This window comes from Microcoleus sp. LAD1_D5 (genome assembly GCF_036702115.1).
GTDB lineage: Bacteria > Cyanobacteriota > Cyanobacteriia > Cyanobacteriales > Microcoleaceae > Microcoleus.
This window is the reverse complement of the sequence record NZ_JAUBSA010000095.1, coordinates 1-17,311: the sequence shown is the minus strand read 5'-3', so window position 1 is coordinate 17,311 and position 17,311 is coordinate 1. Positions and strand designations below refer to the sequence as shown.

The window sequence follows — 17,311 nt, the reverse complement described above, 5'->3', positions numbered from 1 at the left end:
TAAAACACTCTATCACAGTTCTGGGGAAATTAAAGCCGTCCTAAAAGGACCGGGCTTTAGACCCATTTTCTTGGTAAGTGGCCTGATTTGTACCTAAATATCCCTATACATTAATTAACACCTTCTCTAGTAGGATTTCACCCTTCTAAAGATAAGATTGGGGGGAGATCGATCGATGTTACCTCAGTTTCACTGCTTGCCCACCGGCGGTAATCGGAGAGCAACTGGTGCATCAACCGCTGTTTGACGCTCATCAGTACGCTCTTGAGCAAAGCATTACCTGTTGCTTCTAAAATGGGTTTGGGCGTCAGCCAAAACGGCGGCGGTAACTCTACTTGCACTTCCAAATCCGCTTTTCCCTTCAAGTATGCTACCCCGCTGCTTTGGTGTACACAAAGCTGTCCTTTGAGATTGAGAGCAAAGCGATCGTTGATATAACCCACGCCGCGAATTTCGCAGGCGACGGACTCCAAATTGATTGTGCCGTCCGACTGCGCCCACACCCTCATGTCTACTGTGGGTTGAATGCTCAGCATCATAAATTGTAACGGTCGCATTTTTAGGCGGAAACAGTCATCGCTTAGCTGTTCTGTGCGACTTTGATCGACAAGAGCGTTCACCAGTCGCCTCGGCTGGCGCAGATAATGTTGAATGGGAACCCGTTCCTCTGGTACGGAGATCTCAACGGATTGGGAAGAATTAAAGCGGATATACATGAGAAGATATCAAAATATAGGATTCCTAAGCATATGTTAATAAAGTATCACCTTTTTTAAGGTGACATAAGTCGCGCACTAAGTCGTGTACCCAGCAATGTCATCCGAGAAATCACGGATAAAAGCTTTCGGGACATCGCTAATTTTTCATCATACTTGCTAGCTGATGAGAGTAAAGCAAACATTTGTAACCTAAAATTGCCTCTAAATGAAAATTTCGTTAGCGAAGCCCTCGAAGAGGATCGCACATCTCGGCCCTGTTGGTACAAATGCAGAAACAGCGGCTCTAGCTTATCTCAATTGGTTGAGCCTGGAAACTAACTTGGAATGCACCCTGTGTCCTTATTCCACCATTTCCCAAGCACTAGAGGCATCGGCCGTAGGGCAGGTTGACTATTCAGTTGTGCCCGTCGAAAATTCGATCGAAGGCAGCGTGACTGTCACCTTAGATACACTGTGGCGACTCGATCAACTCCGCATTCAACACGCCTTAGTTTTGCCAATTTCCCACGCCCTGGTGTCTAATGCTAAAAATTTTAACGAGATTCACAAAGTTTACTCTCACCCGCAAGCGCTAGCTCAGTGTCAGGTATGGTTGGGGCAGTTTATTCCCTCAGCTCAATTAATTCCGGCGAATTCAACCACGGAAGCATTGCAATATCTGGAAGATAGAAATGTAGCAGCGATATCTTCGCCAAGAGCGGCTGAACTTTACAATTTGCCAGTGTTAGCTCACCCCATTAATGATTATCCCGATAATTACACTCGCTTTTGGGTACTCAGCAGGAGTGGTGGAGAAATCGGAAACGTAGAATCAGGGGCTCGCTCATCCATTAAATCCATTACACAATCTCCTCCTGAGTTGATCCTCGATGCTTCAGCGTCTAATTGCACCCATACCTCACTAGCTTTTAGCGTACCTGCCAATATGCCGGGAGCACTGGTAAAACCTTTGCAAGTATTTGCCAGTCGGGGTATTAATTTAAGTCGGATTGAATCTAGACCGACTAAAAGATCGCTCGGAGAATATATTTTCTTTATGGACGTTGAGGCTAACGCCTGCCAAGCATTTGTGCGATCGGCACTCGAAGAATTAAAAAATCACACAGAAACTTTAAAAATCTTTGGTTGCTACAGTTTACTGTCCGTAGTATAATTTTCTTTTATGTAGTATACTTTTTAATTAAAGCTTAGGAGGCTGGTGAGATGAATGCTGATGAACTTCTCAAGCGATACGCAGCCGGAGAAAGAAATTTTCATGAAACCAACTTGATAGGCGCTTTCCTGTCAAAAGCTTTTCTAATTCACATTAATCTAGCCTCTGCGAATTTGAAGGAGGTCAATTTAGCTTTAGCAGACCTAAGTTGGGCTAACTTAATAGATGCCAACCTCAAGAATGCTTGCCTAGTGATGGCTAAACTCGAGGGGATCGATTTGAGTGGCAGAGCCGATCTAAGATTCGCGAGATTAACAGGAGCTGACATGAGTGAGGCAAACCTGGCAAACGCCAACTTGAGCGATACGAAAATGATTGGTGTTGATTTGAGCGGTGCAAACTTGTATAGGGCAAACCTTATGGAAGCTAACCTCATAGATGCTTGCTTGGACAATACAAACCTCAACGAAGCCAATTTAAGCAATGCTAGACTGCGGGGAGCGAGTTTGATGGGAGCAAGTTTGAGAGGCGCATTTTTGTGTGAAAGTAACCTGGAGTACGCAGATTTGAGAGAAGCTGACTTGCGCGGTGCTAATTTGAGCGGGGCATTTTTATGCGGTGCTAATCTCGAAGGAGCGAAGCTAGATGAGGCAATTTTAAGTGGGGCTATACATTTTTGCGTCAGACAAGTTTGAGATCACGCAATATATAACCGGAGAATCCGACAACTAAGGACTAAAAAATATACTATTGACTTGGCTGAAAGTGAAGTCTATGTGCTGCTGTACCTTAGCAAAATGAAGCTGCATCTTGAGGATCTCTTTCTTGGAATTAGCTTGAGCAATCTTACTTTCCAAAGCCAGCAAGTTGCGGTTGAGATTTTCTACTCGCACAGTTTGGTAGTCTAAGTCAATTTTTAGTTCTGCCGCCTGATCGAATTGAACCTGCTTGCGAACCACGGTGAGGCGGACTGAATTTTCATCCTGTGTCTGAAGAGCTAGCAAAGCTCGCTGCTGCGACTGATTAGCTTGAGATTCAGCTTGATTGTACAGCCACTGAATCCGCAGTTGGGCGGAAATCGCACTGCCAACAGCCTGACGCAGTTCTTTGAGAGGTTCCTGAATTTCTAAGATTAATAGTTCCCAAAGATTCATCAGTTCGCTGGTAAATTCTTCGCGTTCTACAGAGGCTACCAGTGCTTCTAACAGCAACAAATTTGGTTGCATCTGCTGCGTAATTGTCTCAAATATTAACTGGGCTTCGGACATTTGCCGATCGTAATTTTTTTCTGAGACTGCACCGGATGAGTGCTTTAATATTTTTTCAGTGCTGTCTAACTCAGCTTCTGAATCTGAACTTGAAGCTACAAAAGCCTGTAATTTTTCGCGGGCGATCGAACTCAGTCTTTTTCGGAGCAAATCCCCGGCAGCCCGCTGCACTGGCCCTGTTTCGCTTTGACAAATCTTGATGACTATTTTTAAGCCTGCATCGCCGTAATTCAATGTCTCTGTCAGGGCGGCGATGCGATGTTCGCTGACAGAACTAGACAGTCGGTGTTTAACTCCTGCTAGTCCGCCGAGCACTACACCGCCCACAGGAGGTGGCAGTTGACCGCCTCTAACTGCATCGTATGGTTTCGGTTGGTCGTGATTGTCTAACACAAGCATTTACTGCTATAAGGAACCTATCCGAACCTGTTTGAAGTTAAGAATTAAACAGATACCAGTTCCCAAAAAGAATGGAACTGTAGGCCCGCGATCCAAACCCTTAGTTCATCAGTCAATCGAAAATCAAAAATCGAAAATCGAAAATCGAATGATTTGTGTGTAATTCTTTCTTCACTTCAGGTCAAACCGATCGTGCTTTTTCCTAGGCAAAGTGGCTACTTGAGGGTATCTTTAAGTACAGTCCTCGCTGCCAAGTGATTGCGAGTAGAAGTCAAAATTTCGGTTTCGCGTTCCAATCTCGCAGCAGTATCTTGCAATTCTAAAAGAGTTTGCTGTTCTGTCGCTGCGCCGTAAAGGTAGCTGGCTACCCAATAGGACAATTCTGTAGGCAAACTGGGAATGTCTTCCGGCAGGTCGATCGGCTGATCCATCAATTTGCTGGAGAGGCGAACTACATCTCTCAGCAGTTGTTCGACATCTTTTCCCAAAGGTCTGAGGTCTTGTTGCGGCGGTGCGTCTTCGATCCATTCTACTAGACCGACTAAATACGGTTTTTCCCGAACGGCGTCGAGCACTCGGAACCGCTGCTGGCCGAGAGTCATAATTTTCATGCGATCGTCGGGCAGGCGCTGACAGTGAATCACTTCGGCGCAACAGCCAACGGCAGAGACTTTGTTTTGGTTCGGGTCCCACATGAGCACACCGAAACGCCGATCGCCCTCCAGAATCGTATTCATCATGATTCGATAGCGAAACTCGAAGATTTGCAGTGGGAGTGGCCTACCTGGAAATAGAACCACTTCCGGCAAGGGAAATAAGGGGAGTTCGCGAACTGCTACAGAGGAAGAGGATGCCATTGTCGCTCAAAAGTGACGGTACTTGCGCTTCTTTTTCTTACTTTAACTGATTAAAGGCAATTCCGGGGCAGGAGCCATCGGGCTTTTTCGCTCGCAACGGAAGCGACGGCTCGCTATCTCCAGTGCTGACAGCTTGACAAAGGCGTTATTTCCTCAAAAGGTTAAATTTACCTTTTTGCTAAACTAAGTGAGTCCGAAGGCGATGATAGCGACTGCTAAAGGAGCGTTTTTGTAGTGATCGCGCCTTAATTAAGAATAATTATTTAAGTTCGTGCCGGAGCAGAAATTATTGCTGATGATTAACTAATAACTAATACCTAATATAGCAACCGCCAAGACGGTTAGGACGTTGTTAATGGCTGAAACCATTGATTTTCTTCCTTCTTTCTTCTTCCTTCTTCCGACTTCCATCGGACTGACATCCGTTACATCCATTACATCCGTTACATTCGTTACAGAATCCGTTGCCGAACTTCCTTCTGCTATAACTAATGACTAGGGAAATTGCAACAAAAAGAAGGAACAATTTATTTAATCTTTGTTCCTTCTTTCCGAGTTTTCGATAAGTCAATCTACAGCTTGACTTCGATATCTACGCCGGCTGGCAAGTCCAGTTTCATCAAAGCGTCAATTGTTTTCGCCGAGGGCTGATGAATGTCGATTATGCGACGGTGCGTGCGGGTTTCAAAGTGTTCGCGAGAATCTTTGTCTACGTGGGGCGATCGCAGCAAGCAGTAAATCCGCCGTTTTGTCGGTAGGGGAATCGGGCCGATCGCTGTGGCTGCTGTCCGATTTGCTGTATCTACAATCTTTTCGCAGGATGCGTCTAGAATTCGGCGATCGAAAGCTTTGAGGCGAATGCGAATTTTTTGTTGTTGAATTGTTGCCATTTTTGTTTCTTGAATTTTCGAGGTTCAGTTTATTTTTAGTCATTAGTGATCAGTCATTTGTTATTTGTTATTTGTTATTGAACATTTAACCCATAACTACTAACAACTGGCCACTAACCTATAACTACTCACTACTCACTAAATAGCAGAAAAGCCTGATTAAATTGGGCGGCTTTTCTGCTATCTAGGCTGTTATCGGATTCCTACTTGAGGATTTTGGAAACAACGCCGGCGCCGACGGTGCGGCCGCCTTCGCGGATAGCGAAGCGCATTCCTTGTTCGATCGCGATCGGGTGAATCAACTCAACAGTCATTTTGATCCGGTCACCTGGCATCACCATTTCTGCTTCAGTACCGTCATCAGCGGTGAACTGTGCGATCGTGCCGGTCACGTCAGTGGTACGGACGTAGAATTGAGGGCGATAGCCAGAGAAAAAGGGCGTGTGCCGGCCACCTTCTTCCTTCTTGAGGATGTACACTTCAGATTCAAACTGAGTGTGAGGCAGGATGCTTTTCGGCTTGGCAATCACCATTCCGCGTTCAATATCCGCCTTTAAAATCCCCCGCAGCAGTAGACCCACGTTGTCGCCGGCCAAACCTTCTTCCAGAGACTTGGTGAACATTTCCACACCAGTCACCGTAGTGCTGCGAGTGTCCTTAAGACCCACCAATTCGACTGTTTCGCCGACTTTGATAGTTCCGCGCTCAATCCGACCAGTGGCGACCGTACCCCGACCAGTAATCGAGAATACGTCTTCAACTGCCATCAAGAAAGGCTTGTCAACTTCGCGTTCTGGGGTGGGGATGTAAGCATCTACTTCTTCCATCAGCTTGTAGATTTTGTCAACCCACTCATTTTCGCCCTTGACTGTCTTGGGATTAGCAAGCATCGCTTCGAGAGCTTTCAATCCCGAACCTGTGACGATGGGGATGTCATCGCCCGGAAAATCGTAAGAGCTCAAAAGTTCGCGAACTTCCAGTTCTACCAATTCCAACAGTTCAGCATCATCCACCATGTCTTCTTTGTTCAAGAAGACAACCAGGCTGGGAACGCCAACTTGCTTAGCTAGCAGGATGTGTTCGCGAGTTTGAGGCATGGGGCCGTCTGCCGCTGACACTACTAGGATGCCGCCGTCCATTTGAGCTGCACCGGTGATCATGTTTTTCACATAGTCAGCGTGTCCGGGGCAATCTACGTGGGCATAGTGCCGACCTGTGGTTTCGTATTCCACGTGAGCAGTATTAATCGTAATACCCCGTGCTTTTTCTTCGGGCGCAGCGTCGATGTCGGCGTAGTTCTTAGCCTTTGCTTGACCTAGTGCAGAGAGAGTCATCGTAATCGCGGCGGTCAAAGTTGTTTTGCCGTGGTCAACGTGACCGATCGTGCCGATGTTTACGTGGGGTTTATTCCGTTCAAATTTTGCGCGTGCCATTCTTGATCTGTTCCTTGTTTCTTTTAGCGATTTTAGACTTGAGATTTTAGATTCTAGACTTTGGATTCAATCCAAAATCCAAAATCTAAAATCCAAAATCATTAGTTCCCTTTGTTCTTAGCGATAATGGCTTCAGCCACATTTCGCGGCACTTCTTCGTAATGGCTGAATTCCATTGTGAAGATGCCTCGACCTTGGGTTTTCGAGCGGATGTCGGTGGCGTAACCAAACATTTCTGCTAGTGGAACCTTTACAGAAACTTTGGCTATCCCCTGATCCGTCTCTTGACCTTCGATCTGACCCCGACGCGAGTTGAGGTCTCCGATGACGTTCCCGATGTAATCTTCGGGAACTTCAACCTCTACTTTCATCATAGGCTCTAGCAGCACGGGCGACGCCTTCATCACGGCTTCTTTGATCGCCATTGAACCGGCGATCTTAAATGCCATTTCTGAGGAGTCTACGTCGTGGAAAGACCCGTCTACCATAGTAGCTTTGAGGTCAATCACGGGATATCCTGCTACAATACCTGATTCGCACGCTTCTTTCATCCCTTGTTCTGCAGGGCCGATGTACTCTTTGGGTACAGTGCCACCAACAATTTTGGAGACAAATTCAAAGCCGCTTCCGACTTCGGTGGGTTCTAGTTCGATCACGACGTGACCGTACTGACCTTTACCGCCGCTTTGGCGGATAAATTTACCTTCAGCGCGGACGGATTTGCGAATGGTTTCGCGGTAGGCTACTTGTGGCTGACCCACGTTCGCTTCTACTTTGAATTCCCGCAGCATCCTGTCAACCAGGATTTCCAGGTGCAGTTCGCCCATACCGGCGATGACTGTCTGGTTGGTTTCAGGGTCAACGTTGACTCGGAAGGTGGGGTCTTCTTCCGAGAGCGACTGGAGGGCTTTGGAGAGCTTCTCCATGTCTTGTTTGGTTTTGGGTTCGACAGCCACCGAGATGACTGGCTCTGGAATAAACAGGGATTCCAGAATCACTGGCGCTCCTTCTTCGCAGAGGGTGTCGCCGGTGAAGGTGTCTTTCAAACCCAAGGCTGCTCCCAAGTCTCCGGCTCGGAGTTCCTCAACTTCTATCCGATCGTCCGCTTTGAGTACAATTAGGCGAGAAACCCGCTCTTTTTTGTCTTTGGTGGAGTTCAGGACGTAGGTTCCTTTTTTGAGGATACCGGAGTAGACGCGAACGAAGGTCAGCCTGCCGTAGGGGTCAGCCATGATTTTGAATGCCAGGGCTGACAGGGGGGCGCTGTCGTCTGCAAACCGCTCTGCTGTGTCGCCGTTGGGCAGGAGTCCTTGTATTGGAGGAACTTCCAAGGGCGAGGGCAGATAGTCGATGACTGCATCCAACAACAACTGAACGCCTTTGTTTTTGAAGGCCGAACCGCAGAGCATGGGGACGATCGTACCTTCGACAGTGCCGTGACGCAGGGCCAAGCGGATTTCGTCTTCCGTTAACTCTTCGCCTTCGAGGTATTTCTCCGTGAGGGAGTCGTTGGTTTCTGCTACGGACTCGATCAGCTTGGTGCGGTATTCTACGGCTAGATCCTTTACTTCATCGGGGATTTCTACTTCCTCGATGTCGGTTCCCGTGTCGTTATTGTAGATATAGGCTTTCATTTGCACTAAGTCTACAATTCCCCGGAAGTTTTCTTCACTGCCGATCGGGATTTGGATGGGTACGGCGTTCGCTCTCATGCGATCGCGAATTTGGCCGTAGACTTTGTAGAAGTTTGCACCCATCCGATCCATTTTGTTGACGAACACGATCCGCGGTACTTTGTACCGATCGGCCTGTCGCCAAACTGTTTCGGATTGCGGCTGCACTCCCCCTACCGAGCAGAACACTGCGATCACTCCGTCGAGCACTCGCATCGAGCGTTCGACTTCGATCGTGAAGTCTACGTGTCCGGGAGTGTCGATGATGTTGATTTTGTAATCTTTCCAACTGGTGGTGATAGCAGCGGCAGTAATCGTAATTCCCCGCTCCCGCTCTTGCTCCATCCAGTCAGTGACTGCTGTTCCCTCGTGCACTTCACCCATTTTGTGAACCATGCCTGAATAGAACAGAATTCTTTCAGTTGTTGTTGTTTTGCCCGCGTCAATGTGGGCTGCGATGCCGATGTTGCGAGTTTTTTCTAGCGGGACGGTACGTGCCACAGCTACCTCCTTAATCTTGTGTTGCTGTTATAATACTATTATACTACACAGTAACCCTATTTTGCACTCCCCAGTGACTTACAAAAGTCTCTGGAGCTTATTGTTACATTTTAATATTTTTTGCAAGATTTGTTTACAAAAATATTAAGGATGCGACATGGAGGATTCAGAGAGTGCGTGAATTTTGAATGCGTGAATTTTGATTTTGGGAGTTTTGAGTTTGCTTCACCAATCGCAACTGCGCCAAGAGAAGCAATCTCAACACTCAAAACTTACACTTTCCAATTTCTCACCCGATGCTTTTATACCGAACAATCGCGCTCTTCTCCATGCCCGTTGTTGCAGTTAGTAGCGGTAGTGAGCAAAAGCCTTGTTAGCTTCAGCCATGCGGTGAGTTTCTTCGCGCTTGCGAATAGCACTCCCTGTTTCGTTAGCTGCATCCATCAGTTCGTTGGCTAGCTTGGCTGCCATCGAGCGGCCGGTGCGGGCGCGGGCAAATCTGATCAGCCAGCGGAGGGCAAGGGTGGTACCGCGATCGGAACGCACTTCCATCGGCACTTGGTAGGTGGCGCCACCTACCCGGCGGGCTTTGACTTCGACCAGGGGTGTCGCGTTTTTGACTGCTTTTTCAAACAAGTCTAACGGTTCAGCCCCTGTGCGTTCTTGGATGGTTTTGAGGGCGTCGTAGACGATGCTGGAGGCAACGGATTTTTTGCCGTGCTGCATGATCCGTCTCACCATCATGCTTACCAACCGGCTGTTGTAGGTTGGATCTGGTGGAACTGGACGTTTTTGAATAACTGTGCGGCGAGACATAGTTCTATTTGGGATTTTTGATTTTGAATGATTGACTTTGGGCTTTTGGGATCACATCTCGATTTATGACGATCGAGCGTGCAATTGAGCGGCGCGATCGGATTTATTTTTGCTTCCCAACCCCGACGATCGGGCGAGTTCCGTGTTATTTTTTCTCTTTAGGACGCTTGGCCCCGTATTTGGAACGACCCTGCTTGCGGTCTTTCACCCCAGCGGTGTCTAATGTACCCCGAATGATGTGGTATCTAACTCCGGGCAAATCTTTTACCCGACCGCCTCGGATCATTACTACCGAGTGTTCTTGCAAGTTGTGACCGATCCCTGGGATGTAGGCGGTGACTTCAAAACCAGAGGTCAGCCGTACCCGAGCCACCTTCCGCAGCGCCGAGTTGGGTTTTTTCGGGGTGGTCGTGTACACTCTGGTGCAAACTCCGCGGCGCTGGGGGCAACTCTTGAGAGCTGGCGATTTGGTTTTTTTCTGCGTTTGTTCCCGTGCTGAACGGATGAGTTGCTGAATAGTGGGCATGAGTTACGGCATTTCTAGCTTTTTGCTGAATATAGTGATTTGGCTGTATCCGCACTGAAAGTCCCTTCCCCTCTGGGGGGACGGGATGAATGAAAATAATTATGGGTAAGTGAGGATACCAGACTCTATATTGTACACGACGCGTGTTTCTTTGGCAAGAAATTTGCGCGATCCGCGCTCAAACTTCCTTCCTGGCTGCAAGTTGGGAGGGGGCGAGCGCAACGGGAGAATGGTATGTGACATCCTATAATTTAGGCGCAACTATGATGATTTTCACAGCCGTCAGCAAAATTTATGACGATCGCAATATCGCGTTTTTTCGCTCAAATTACCATTTTTAGGAGAGGCGCATTAACTCCAGCCTGCGATCGCATCACAGTCTATAGTCGATCTACATCACATAAAGTTATCTAAAATTGCCCGACAATAAGAAATATACATTGAGTTGACTGCAGATGACAACCAAAACTTATATTCCTGAATATAAAATTTCCGAACTTTACTTGAACATTTGGAAATCCGGTAAGATCGATCGGGATCAGTTCCAGCAAATTCAATACGCAATTAATTCTCACAGTTTAAAAAGTTCAGAGGATCGAAAAATTGTCAGCAGGCTGCTGTATGCAGTACGGCGGGGATGGGTGTCAGTGATGGACTGAGTTGCTTGGGAGTTTTGAGTCAGGGCGCGAGATTGCTTCGTGACTCCCCGGGCGGAGCTGCGTCAATGAGTTTTGAGATTGCCACCCACAGAGAACAAGACACACGGGGTGCATGAGTTGTGAACTAAAATCTCATCCATCAAATTAGAGGACTCCCCAATAGATGCACCGCTCTTGAAAGGAAATATTAAGGTAAAAGGACAGGTTATGTTTAATTCTACAGAACTGCTGATCGAGGCTTTCATCGAACAACTTCAGAACGGGTACAGCCGCACTTACGGAGGCTACAAATCAGACTATGCTGACATTATTGCCTGGGTGGGGGCAATGGCGCTAGAAAACATCGCCAACAGTGACGCTCTTTATCACAATGTAGAACACGCCATTTGCATTAGCTTAGTCGGTCAAGAAATCTTGCGGGGAAAACACATTCGCAAGGGCGGAGTTTCCTGCGAAGATTGGCTGCACTTCATCATTTCTTTGCTGTGCCAAGATATCGGATATGTCAAAGGAGTTTGTCGGCAAGACCAAGAATCAGAAGGATTGTATGCTACGGGAAAAGATGGCCTGAGAATTGCACTTGCTCCCGGTGCAACAGCGGCCAGCTTAGCTCCTTACCGAGTTGACCGAGCTAAATTGTTCATTGACGAGCGCTTCGGCAACCACAAGCTAATTAATGCTGAGATAATTAAGCAGAACATAGAACAGACTCGTTTCTCGGTCCTTGACGGCAACACTGACGAGGATGCAGGTAATTATTCTAGTTTAGTGCGCGGTGCTGACTTGATAGGTCAGCTCAGCAACCCGCAATATTTGCAGAAAATTGGGGCGCTGTTTTACGAGTTGGAAGAAAGCGGTGCTACTAAAGTTTTGGGCTATCGACATCCGGGCGACTTGCTGCAAAGCTACTCTAAGTTTTACTGGAGCGGCATTTATCCTCACATCAGCGAATCTCTAGGTTACTTGCAGTTGACGCAGGAAGGCAAACAGATTGTGGCTAGTTTGTACGCTAACATATTTCGGATGGAACACCAACGTTGCGATTCTGACGTTGCTTAAGGGCAGGGGAAGGGAAAGGCGGCAAGTTTTGAATGCGTGAGATTGCTTTCCTAATAATTGCTTCGTTAACATTCCTTGCAACGGTATTAAAGAGAAGGGAAAGGCGGCAAGTTTTGAATGCGTGAGATTGCTTTCCTAATAATTGCTTTGCTAGCATTCCTTGCAGCGCCATTACCGTACCTGAGTTAAAGAATTAGCAATTACCAATTAGTAATTTACCCTTATCGAAATATATTTCATCCAACTCAACTAATTTCCTCCTCAATTTCTGCATGATATCTGGGACACAACCAATTGCTGGGTACCAAAGAAGGCCATCCCTCCCGCAGCGCTTCCAAACAAACAGCACGCACAGTTAATTGACAGTCAAGCAGTTCTACACCAGCTTTTTCAACTTGCTTTTTGCCAATTCTTAAAATGGATTCATCGCTAAATTCAAAAGTTTTGTGACACTGAATACAAACCAGATGGTGGTGGTGGTGCAATTCCGGGAAGTTCAGTTCGTAATGTTTATGTCCTTCAGCTAATTCTAGTTCACGCAAAATCCCAATTCTTGCTAATAAATGCAGCGTTCTGTAGACAGTAGACAAGCCTATTCGTTCTCCTTTATTATGCAAAGTCTTGTATAATTCTTCCGCACTTAAATGATTGCCTTGTGGCAGATTTTGAAAAACACTCAAAATAGTTTCTCGCTGGGGAGTCAGGCGGCAGCCTCTCTGGTTTAGTTCGACTTTGAATGAGTTAGCGCTGTATAGATTCATGTCGGTAAAAAATCAAAAAATTGAAGGGAGATTTTGCTGGATTATCTGTTATTTGTTCGCGCTCTTGTTTCGATTGTCCAAAAGTGTATTTTCCTTGAAAATCAATCTAAGTTTAGACTCACTCTGCTAGCCACCTATCCCCCTTGCTCAAGGTGGAACTGAAGCAGTGGTAGTCGGTATTTCAGCGTAATTTTTGCGAAGTTTAGAGCAATGTTGCCGATCGGCACTGGCAAAACAAGTCTTAGGTTCAAAGTCGGTGTAACCGATCGCATCTTCAGTACAAGCAACCCACGGCCACACTGTACATTTGAGGGGGTAGTCATTAATTTTGCCTCCCGCACCAACACCCCAGCCGAATATAGCTAGGTTTGGCAACAGGATTAAGCCTTGTTCGTACATGGGCAATTGTGGGTTAAAGCGGGAAAGCTCCAATAGGGTATAGGCTCCCGCCCAGAAGACGATAAGGCCGACGTGGGCGACGCGGGTACCGAGCAAACGGCGGGAAAGGTTGATTAAGCGGGCGTTGCCGGCCCACCAGGGAAAAAATTCTCCTTCGGCTGGGAAGGATTTTTTTGCCATGCTTGTCACGGCGATTTACCTCTTGAGAAAGATCTCAGTGGAGTTTTAAGCGCTTGCAGGTTATTGATATAGATAATCAACAATTTTAGAAGTTTCGTCAAGGGGTATTTGATAAAATTTTTCACTAAATTGAGTTCAGATATGTAACTCAATAGCAAAAAACATCGTGAAATCAAGCATCTGACTGTTTTTGGCGCTTAATCAGAAGTGAGCTTGCCGTTAGCAATAATAGCAACTAAAGGAATAGTTCAGACTTTATTGATAAATAGTATTGTTAAGGAGTATTATTAAGGCTAGAGTATTGTTTAAGTAGCTATCTAATCCTCTCGGAAAAAACAAGGTGGAAAAAGAAATCCGGTACTTTCCTCTGGGCCAGCTTCTATAAAACTGGGGTGAGAGGGGGTGCGAGATTATTTCTCCCCAAGAGAGTTAATGTCTACTTGTTGACATATTCATCTCAAACTCCAAACAACCAAGCCTGAGAGCATTTGCTCTCAGGCTTTTCTAGCTAGATTTTTGACTGCCTGTTGCATCGGACACGCTAGCTCAAGCAGATGATTTGGTTTCCTCGGCTACTTGCTCGTTGTTGGGCAACTCCAGGCAATAACCGGCCCCGTATACGGTTTTGATGTACCGAGGATGGCGGGGATCGGGTTCCATCTTGGTTCTCAGGTGTCTGATGTGTACGCGAATGGTTTCGATGTCGTCGTCGGGGTCGTAACCCCAGACTTCTTTGAGAATTTCGCTGGGAGAGACTGTCTGACCGTGGCGCTGAAGCAAGCAGTGCAGCAACTCAAACTCTAGGTGGGTCAGTTTGACTGTCTGATCGTACCAAACAGCTTCAAACCTTTCGGGGACAAGGGTCAGCGGGCCGTAATTCAGGATTTCGGAGTGTTTGGCAGCTTGGGGGATGCGGTCTGTGCGCCTTAGTAGAGCTCGCACTCGGGCTAGCATCTCTTCTAGTTCAAAGGGTTTGGTCAGGTAGTCGTCGGCGCCGGAGTTGAAGCCTTCTACTTTGTCTTGAGTTTGACTCAAGGCTGTCAACATCAAGACGGGAATGTCTGAGGTGCGCTCGTCACGCCGCAAACGCTGACATACGGTGAATCCGTCTACTCTAGGGAGCATGAGGTCTAGCATGATCAAGTCGGGGAGCAGTTGTATTGCTAGGGCCTGACCTTTGATGCCGTCTTCTGCCTGGGTGACTTCGTAGCCAGCCATTTCTAGGTTGACGGCTACGAGTTCGGCGATCGCCGCGTCATCATCAATAACAAGTATCCGGGGCATCATCATTTATCTCACCGCTAACCGAATGGCAGATCCTACAGCCTTCTGGGGGTTCCAGGTAACTTTAACGAACAATTTTTTAAATTTAAGCTTCATTAAGGATTATAAGGTTGATTAAGAACTTTCGGGGCTCTGTAAATATTCTTGTACTAATTATAAGCCCTAAGAGGGCATATCAGAAAAGTGTTTGCTCCAAATCTTGCTGGGGGCAGATTCTTGGTCGGCAAGAACAGCCTTAACTTTTGCAGGGTGCGCCGGGGACTTCACAGAATAGCCCTAACGGTAGTCTGCGTCTTACATAACCCTGTTAACCGTTAACTGTAAATTTTTTAATTTAGTTAATTTTGCTTAAAAAATTTTTGTTTTTTTTGAGGGGTAGTGCTGGCTTTTTTTGGGTATTGACGGTATTATTAAATAATATTAATACAAGTATTTATAAAATAAATAAATAGTATTGCAAGCCTTTAATGCTCTCATATAAAAGTCAAATAATCAATCCCGCAACCGGAAAATTTTTAGTCAATTTTTTGCCTGTGAGGCTAATTTTTTTCTCGCCCTGGAATCACGAAAACAACCGATAAAAACAGCTTGCATACCTACTGAGGGCGAGTTTCCGATCGAGCTGGCTGAGTATTTTGGTTGGGAACACTCGCCTTAGAGCTTAATTTTTGGAAATAAAGACCGCCGATGGTGGCTAAGAATATTGTGTAAGCCGCTGCTTGGACGAGATAAAGTCGATCTCTGTATCCAAACAGTGCTTTGAGAATCACTCCCGGAAATTGTCGATCGGGCAAAATTTCCGTTGCATTCCACACCATAGGCCCTAAAATACAAGAGTGGACTGGTGCGAGGCGATCGTAATAAACACAAATTGCTGCATACTTGCTATTCATCTGTGACAAAATCCCAGCGGCTTGGTCAAAATGTTTGAGTGCAGATACTGCCAAACCTGCCACGATTAACAGCAACAAAATCCCCATAAACTTGAAAAACAGGCGGATATCAATTTTGACACCCCCATAGAACAGTAGCGCGCCAATGATTGCCGCCCCAGTCAAACCGCCCAAAGCTCCCAAAGCGGGACTCAAACCTTGTTGAAATTGAGCGCTGACAAATATAACTGTTTCAAAACCTTCGCGCAGTACCGCAATAAAAATTAAGCCAAATACGCCCCAGCCGGCATTGGTATTTTCTGTCAAAGCTGCTGTAACTGCTCCTTCAACTTCTGCTTTGAGAAAGCGCGCTTGCTGAGTCATCCAAATTAGCATCCAACTTAGCATTGCGATCGCCACAAGGCCCAACACACCCTCTAATAGCTGTTTAATGACTGGTGCGTAAGGCTGCTCGGATGTTGATAGTGCTGCGAGCAATCCATTGAAGAGAATACCCACAATACCGCTAGCACCAATGCCGGCTGCGACACCTGCATAAACCCAAGAATTGAGGTGACTTTGCTCGGCTTTTTTGAGGCAAGCTAGTACAATTCCGACGACTAAGGCGGCTTCTACGCCTTCGCGCAGGGTAATTACAAAAGTGGGTATGGCTTCACTAAAATTCATTTTTTATCATCATGGGGCATGGGCATGGGGCATTGGTCATTGGTGATTGGAAATAACCAATAACCAACAACCAATAACAACTAACCAATGATTAAATCAACTATAATCCCGCAGCATTTTTTTCAATTCTACTTGGTGCAATTCTTCTTGTCCAATTAGATTGCGGGCATATTCTTCCAAATAAACGCTGGAGTCGGTCACGACTTCAAGTAAAGATTTATACTTTTTGAGCGCTTTTTTCTCGTGATTTAAACTTTCTTCTAACAAGTCTTTCACTGAGTGTTTGTAGGTTTCTTCGATGGGAGCAATTTTCTGACTGGGATGCCCCTCTAAACCGGTGAGAATTTCTCCTGCTTGTTGGGCGTGGATTAGAGATTCCGTTGCTTGTGCTTTAAAAAACTGCACGATGGGAATCCGGTTTGGCCCTGTCACCATTAGTGAATAGTGGGTATAGCGCACGACACCTGCAAGTTCCCATTCCATGATGGTGCATAGCAGTTCCTGGGTTTTTTTCTCGTCAAGGTCTTTCATTTGTTGTTTTAGAAGTAGCAGGCCTTAGAGGGCGCTGTTTATAATATCACATTTAAGTTAAAAATGAAAAGTAAGGTGCTGATGGCGGACCTTACCGGAGAGAGAGATGTTGTATGTGAATTACGGGTTAACTTCTAAGGTTCCCGTAGGAGCAAACACTACAGTAAACTTAGCGACTGGTGCTGCATTGTTGCTGCTAGTTTCGGGAGATTTGAGGAGATTTGGCAAAGGATTTTCTTTGGTGTAATCCTTGGCTGGTTGATTGAGTGGCTGGAAATTGTCGATCGCCCCATCTTGACTTGGACTGACTCGATAGACTAGATTTTGATTGAAAGTAGGGCTACTTTGCCAAGTCTGATTTATGCGATCGTAGACTTTCACAGCTAACTCATCTAGTTTTACGCCAGCCGTAATTTCTGCTGTCTGATTTGTGCCATCTACCGCCTAAACTTTCTGCTGGGCTGCTGATACAGGTACAGCTTGGACAGTCTTATATGTAGGGCTACTCGCAAGAGCCGTTTCAGTAGACGTATTAGTGAAACGTACAACGTCGGGAGACTTGTCAGGGGGAGCATCCCGCTTTTTAACTAAGCATACCTACCCATTTTAATCTCATTATTTAAATATGCACATCTGAGTCTTAA

Annotated in this window: 19 protein-coding genes; 5 read left to right on the top strand and 14 right to left on the bottom strand. The window is 46.3% G+C overall.

Annotated elements, in window-relative coordinates; translation table 11 throughout:
• Window positions 1-137: 137 nt before the first annotated feature.
• Window positions 138-716, bottom strand: coding sequence for a DUF1997 domain-containing protein (locus QUA70_RS25535; protein WP_333335457.1), 579 nt, complete (start codon window positions 714-716; stop codon window positions 138-140).
• 208 nt (window positions 717-924) lie between these two features.
• On the opposite strand from QUA70_RS25535, the gene pheA reads away from it, so the two are divergent.
• Together pheA and QUA70_RS25525 are read left to right on the top strand one after the other, a co-directional pair.
• Window positions 925-1,872 carry a prephenate dehydratase gene (gene pheA / locus QUA70_RS25530; protein ID WP_333335458.1) on the top strand — a complete coding sequence of 316 codons (948 nt, stop codon included), beginning with the start codon at window positions 925-927 and terminating at the stop codon, window positions 1,870-1,872.
• Between the two features lie 50 nt (window positions 1,873-1,922).
• The gene (locus tag QUA70_RS25525) at window positions 1,923-2,567 is read left to right on the top strand and encodes a pentapeptide repeat-containing protein (RefSeq protein WP_333335461.1); all 645 of its coding nucleotides are present in this window, start codon (window positions 1,923-1,925) and stop codon (window positions 2,565-2,567) included.
• A gap of 33 nt (window positions 2,568-2,600) precedes the next feature.
• Here the strand turns inward: QUA70_RS25525 and QUA70_RS25520 are convergent, their stop codons facing one another.
• The 7 genes from QUA70_RS25520 to rpsL form a co-directional block, all read right to left on the bottom strand.
• The gene (locus QUA70_RS25520; RefSeq protein WP_333350632.1) at window positions 2,601-3,539 is read right to left on the bottom strand and encodes a PspA/IM30 family protein; all 939 of its coding nucleotides are present in this window, start codon (window positions 3,537-3,539) and stop codon (window positions 2,601-2,603) included.
• 215 nt (window positions 3,540-3,754) lie between these two features.
• The gene (locus tag QUA70_RS25515; RefSeq protein WP_015174045.1) at window positions 3,755-4,396 is read right to left on the bottom strand and encodes an LON peptidase substrate-binding domain-containing protein; all 642 of its coding nucleotides are present in this window, start codon (window positions 4,394-4,396) and stop codon (window positions 3,755-3,757) included.
• A gap of 572 nt (window positions 4,397-4,968) precedes the next feature.
• Window positions 4,969-5,286: a 30S ribosomal protein S10 gene (gene rpsJ / locus QUA70_RS25510; RefSeq protein ID WP_006632193.1), complete on the bottom strand. Its 318-nt coding sequence runs from the start codon at window positions 5,284-5,286 to the stop codon at window positions 4,969-4,971.
• Between the two features lie 203 nt (window positions 5,287-5,489).
• A complete protein-coding gene (gene tuf, locus QUA70_RS25505) occupies window positions 5,490-6,719 on the bottom strand; it encodes an elongation factor Tu (protein WP_242724596.1) in 1,230 nt (409 codons plus the stop codon).
• Window positions 6,720-6,820: 101 nt separating this feature from the next.
• Window positions 6,821-8,893 carry an elongation factor G gene (gene fusA, locus QUA70_RS25500; protein ID WP_333350630.1) on the bottom strand — a complete coding sequence of 691 codons (2,073 nt, stop codon included), beginning with the start codon at window positions 8,891-8,893 and terminating at the stop codon, window positions 6,821-6,823.
• 345 nt (window positions 8,894-9,238) lie between these two features.
• Window positions 9,239-9,709 (bottom strand): 30S ribosomal protein S7, encoded by a 471-nt coding sequence (gene rpsG, locus QUA70_RS25495; protein WP_006632196.1) that lies wholly within the window; start codon window positions 9,707-9,709, stop codon window positions 9,239-9,241.
• 145 nt (window positions 9,710-9,854) lie between these two features.
• A complete protein-coding gene (gene rpsL, locus QUA70_RS25490) occupies window positions 9,855-10,235 on the bottom strand; it encodes a 30S ribosomal protein S12 (protein WP_006632197.1) in 381 nt (126 codons plus the stop codon).
• A 143-nt stretch (window positions 10,236-10,378) separates the two neighbouring features.
• Between rpsL and QUA70_RS25485 the strand changes: the two genes are divergently transcribed.
• The 3 genes from QUA70_RS25485 to QUA70_RS25475 all read left to right on the top strand — a co-directional run bounded on the left by QUA70_RS25485 (window position 10,379) and on the right by QUA70_RS25475 (window position 11,953).
• A complete protein-coding gene (locus tag QUA70_RS25485; protein WP_333350628.1) occupies window positions 10,379-10,576 on the top strand; it encodes a hypothetical protein in 198 nt (65 codons plus the stop codon).
• Window positions 10,577-10,690: 114 nt separating this feature from the next.
• Entirely contained in the window at window positions 10,691-10,894 is a 204-nt protein-coding gene (locus QUA70_RS25480) for a hypothetical protein (protein ID WP_333335467.1), read from the top strand.
• A 207-nt stretch (window positions 10,895-11,101) separates the two neighbouring features.
• Complete coding sequence (locus QUA70_RS25475) at window positions 11,102-11,953, top strand: Npun_R2479 family HD domain-containing metalloprotein (RefSeq protein WP_333335470.1); 852 nt, start codon at window positions 11,102-11,104, stop codon at window positions 11,951-11,953.
• A 245-nt stretch (window positions 11,954-12,198) separates the two neighbouring features.
• Here the strand turns inward: QUA70_RS25475 and QUA70_RS25470 are convergent, their stop codons facing one another.
• From QUA70_RS25470 to QUA70_RS25445, 6 genes are all read right to left on the bottom strand, one after another.
• Window positions 12,199-12,714 (bottom strand): transcriptional repressor, encoded by a 516-nt coding sequence (locus QUA70_RS25470; RefSeq protein ID WP_333350626.1) that lies wholly within the window; start codon window positions 12,712-12,714, stop codon window positions 12,199-12,201.
• A 147-nt stretch (window positions 12,715-12,861) separates the two neighbouring features.
• Window positions 12,862-13,293, bottom strand: a complete 432-nt coding sequence (locus tag QUA70_RS25465) for a hypothetical protein (RefSeq protein WP_333335486.1) — start codon at window positions 13,291-13,293, stop codon at window positions 12,862-12,864.
• Between the two features lie 546 nt (window positions 13,294-13,839).
• Window positions 13,840-14,577 (bottom strand): response regulator transcription factor, encoded by a 738-nt coding sequence (locus tag QUA70_RS25460; RefSeq protein WP_333072153.1) that lies wholly within the window; start codon window positions 14,575-14,577, stop codon window positions 13,840-13,842.
• A gap of 596 nt (window positions 14,578-15,173) precedes the next feature.
• Window positions 15,174-16,136, bottom strand: a complete 963-nt coding sequence (locus tag QUA70_RS25455; RefSeq protein ID WP_333335476.1) for an FTR1 family protein — start codon at window positions 16,134-16,136, stop codon at window positions 15,174-15,176.
• A 96-nt stretch (window positions 16,137-16,232) separates the two neighbouring features.
• Entirely contained in the window at window positions 16,233-16,667 is a 435-nt protein-coding gene (locus QUA70_RS25450) for a ferritin-like domain-containing protein (RefSeq protein WP_333335480.1), read from the bottom strand.
• Window positions 16,668-16,787: 120 nt separating this feature from the next.
• On the bottom strand, window positions 16,788-17,048 hold the full coding sequence (locus QUA70_RS25445; protein WP_333335483.1) for a hypothetical protein: 261 nt from the start codon (window positions 17,046-17,048) through the stop codon (window positions 16,788-16,790).
• Between the last annotated feature and the right edge of the window lie 263 nt (window positions 17,049-17,311).

Coding starts and splice junctions, on each gene's coding strand:
- QUA70_RS25535 (WP_333335457.1), bottom strand. CDS start 716: ATGTATATCCGCTTTAATTCTTCCCAATCCGTTGAGATCTCCGTACCA.
- pheA (WP_333335458.1), top strand. CDS start 925: ATGAAAATTTCGTTAGCGAAGCCCTCGAAGAGGATCGCACATCTCGGC.
- QUA70_RS25525 (WP_333335461.1), top strand. CDS start 1,923: ATGAATGCTGATGAACTTCTCAAGCGATACGCAGCCGGAGAAAGAAAT.
- QUA70_RS25520 (WP_333350632.1), bottom strand. CDS start 3,539: ATGCTTGTGTTAGACAATCACGACCAACCGAAACCATACGATGCAGTT.
- QUA70_RS25515 (WP_015174045.1), bottom strand. CDS start 4,396: ATGGCATCCTCTTCCTCTGTAGCAGTTCGCGAACTCCCCTTATTTCCC.
- rpsJ (WP_006632193.1), bottom strand. CDS start 5,286: ATGGCAACAATTCAACAACAAAAAATTCGCATTCGCCTCAAAGCTTTC.
- tuf (WP_242724596.1), bottom strand. CDS start 6,719: ATGGCACGCGCAAAATTTGAACGGAATAAACCCCACGTAAACATCGGC.
- rpsG (WP_006632196.1), bottom strand. CDS start 9,709: ATGTCTCGCCGCACAGTTATTCAAAAACGTCCAGTTCCACCAGATCCA.
- rpsL (WP_006632197.1), bottom strand. CDS start 10,235: ATGCCCACTATTCAGCAACTCATCCGTTCAGCACGGGAACAAACGCAG.
- QUA70_RS25480 (WP_333335467.1), top strand. CDS start 10,691: ATGACAACCAAAACTTATATTCCTGAATATAAAATTTCCGAACTTTAC.
- QUA70_RS25475 (WP_333335470.1), top strand. CDS start 11,102: ATGTTTAATTCTACAGAACTGCTGATCGAGGCTTTCATCGAACAACTT.
- QUA70_RS25470 (WP_333350626.1), bottom strand. CDS start 12,714: ATGAATCTATACAGCGCTAACTCATTCAAAGTCGAACTAAACCAGAGA.
- QUA70_RS25465 (WP_333335486.1), bottom strand. CDS start 13,293: ATGGCAAAAAAATCCTTCCCAGCCGAAGGAGAATTTTTTCCCTGGTGG.
- QUA70_RS25460 (WP_333072153.1), bottom strand. CDS start 14,577: ATGCCCCGGATACTTGTTATTGATGATGACGCGGCGATCGCCGAACTC.
- QUA70_RS25455 (WP_333335476.1), bottom strand. CDS start 16,136: ATGAATTTTAGTGAAGCCATACCCACTTTTGTAATTACCCTGCGCGAA.
- QUA70_RS25450 (WP_333335480.1), bottom strand. CDS start 16,667: ATGAAAGACCTTGACGAGAAAAAAACCCAGGAACTGCTATGCACCATC.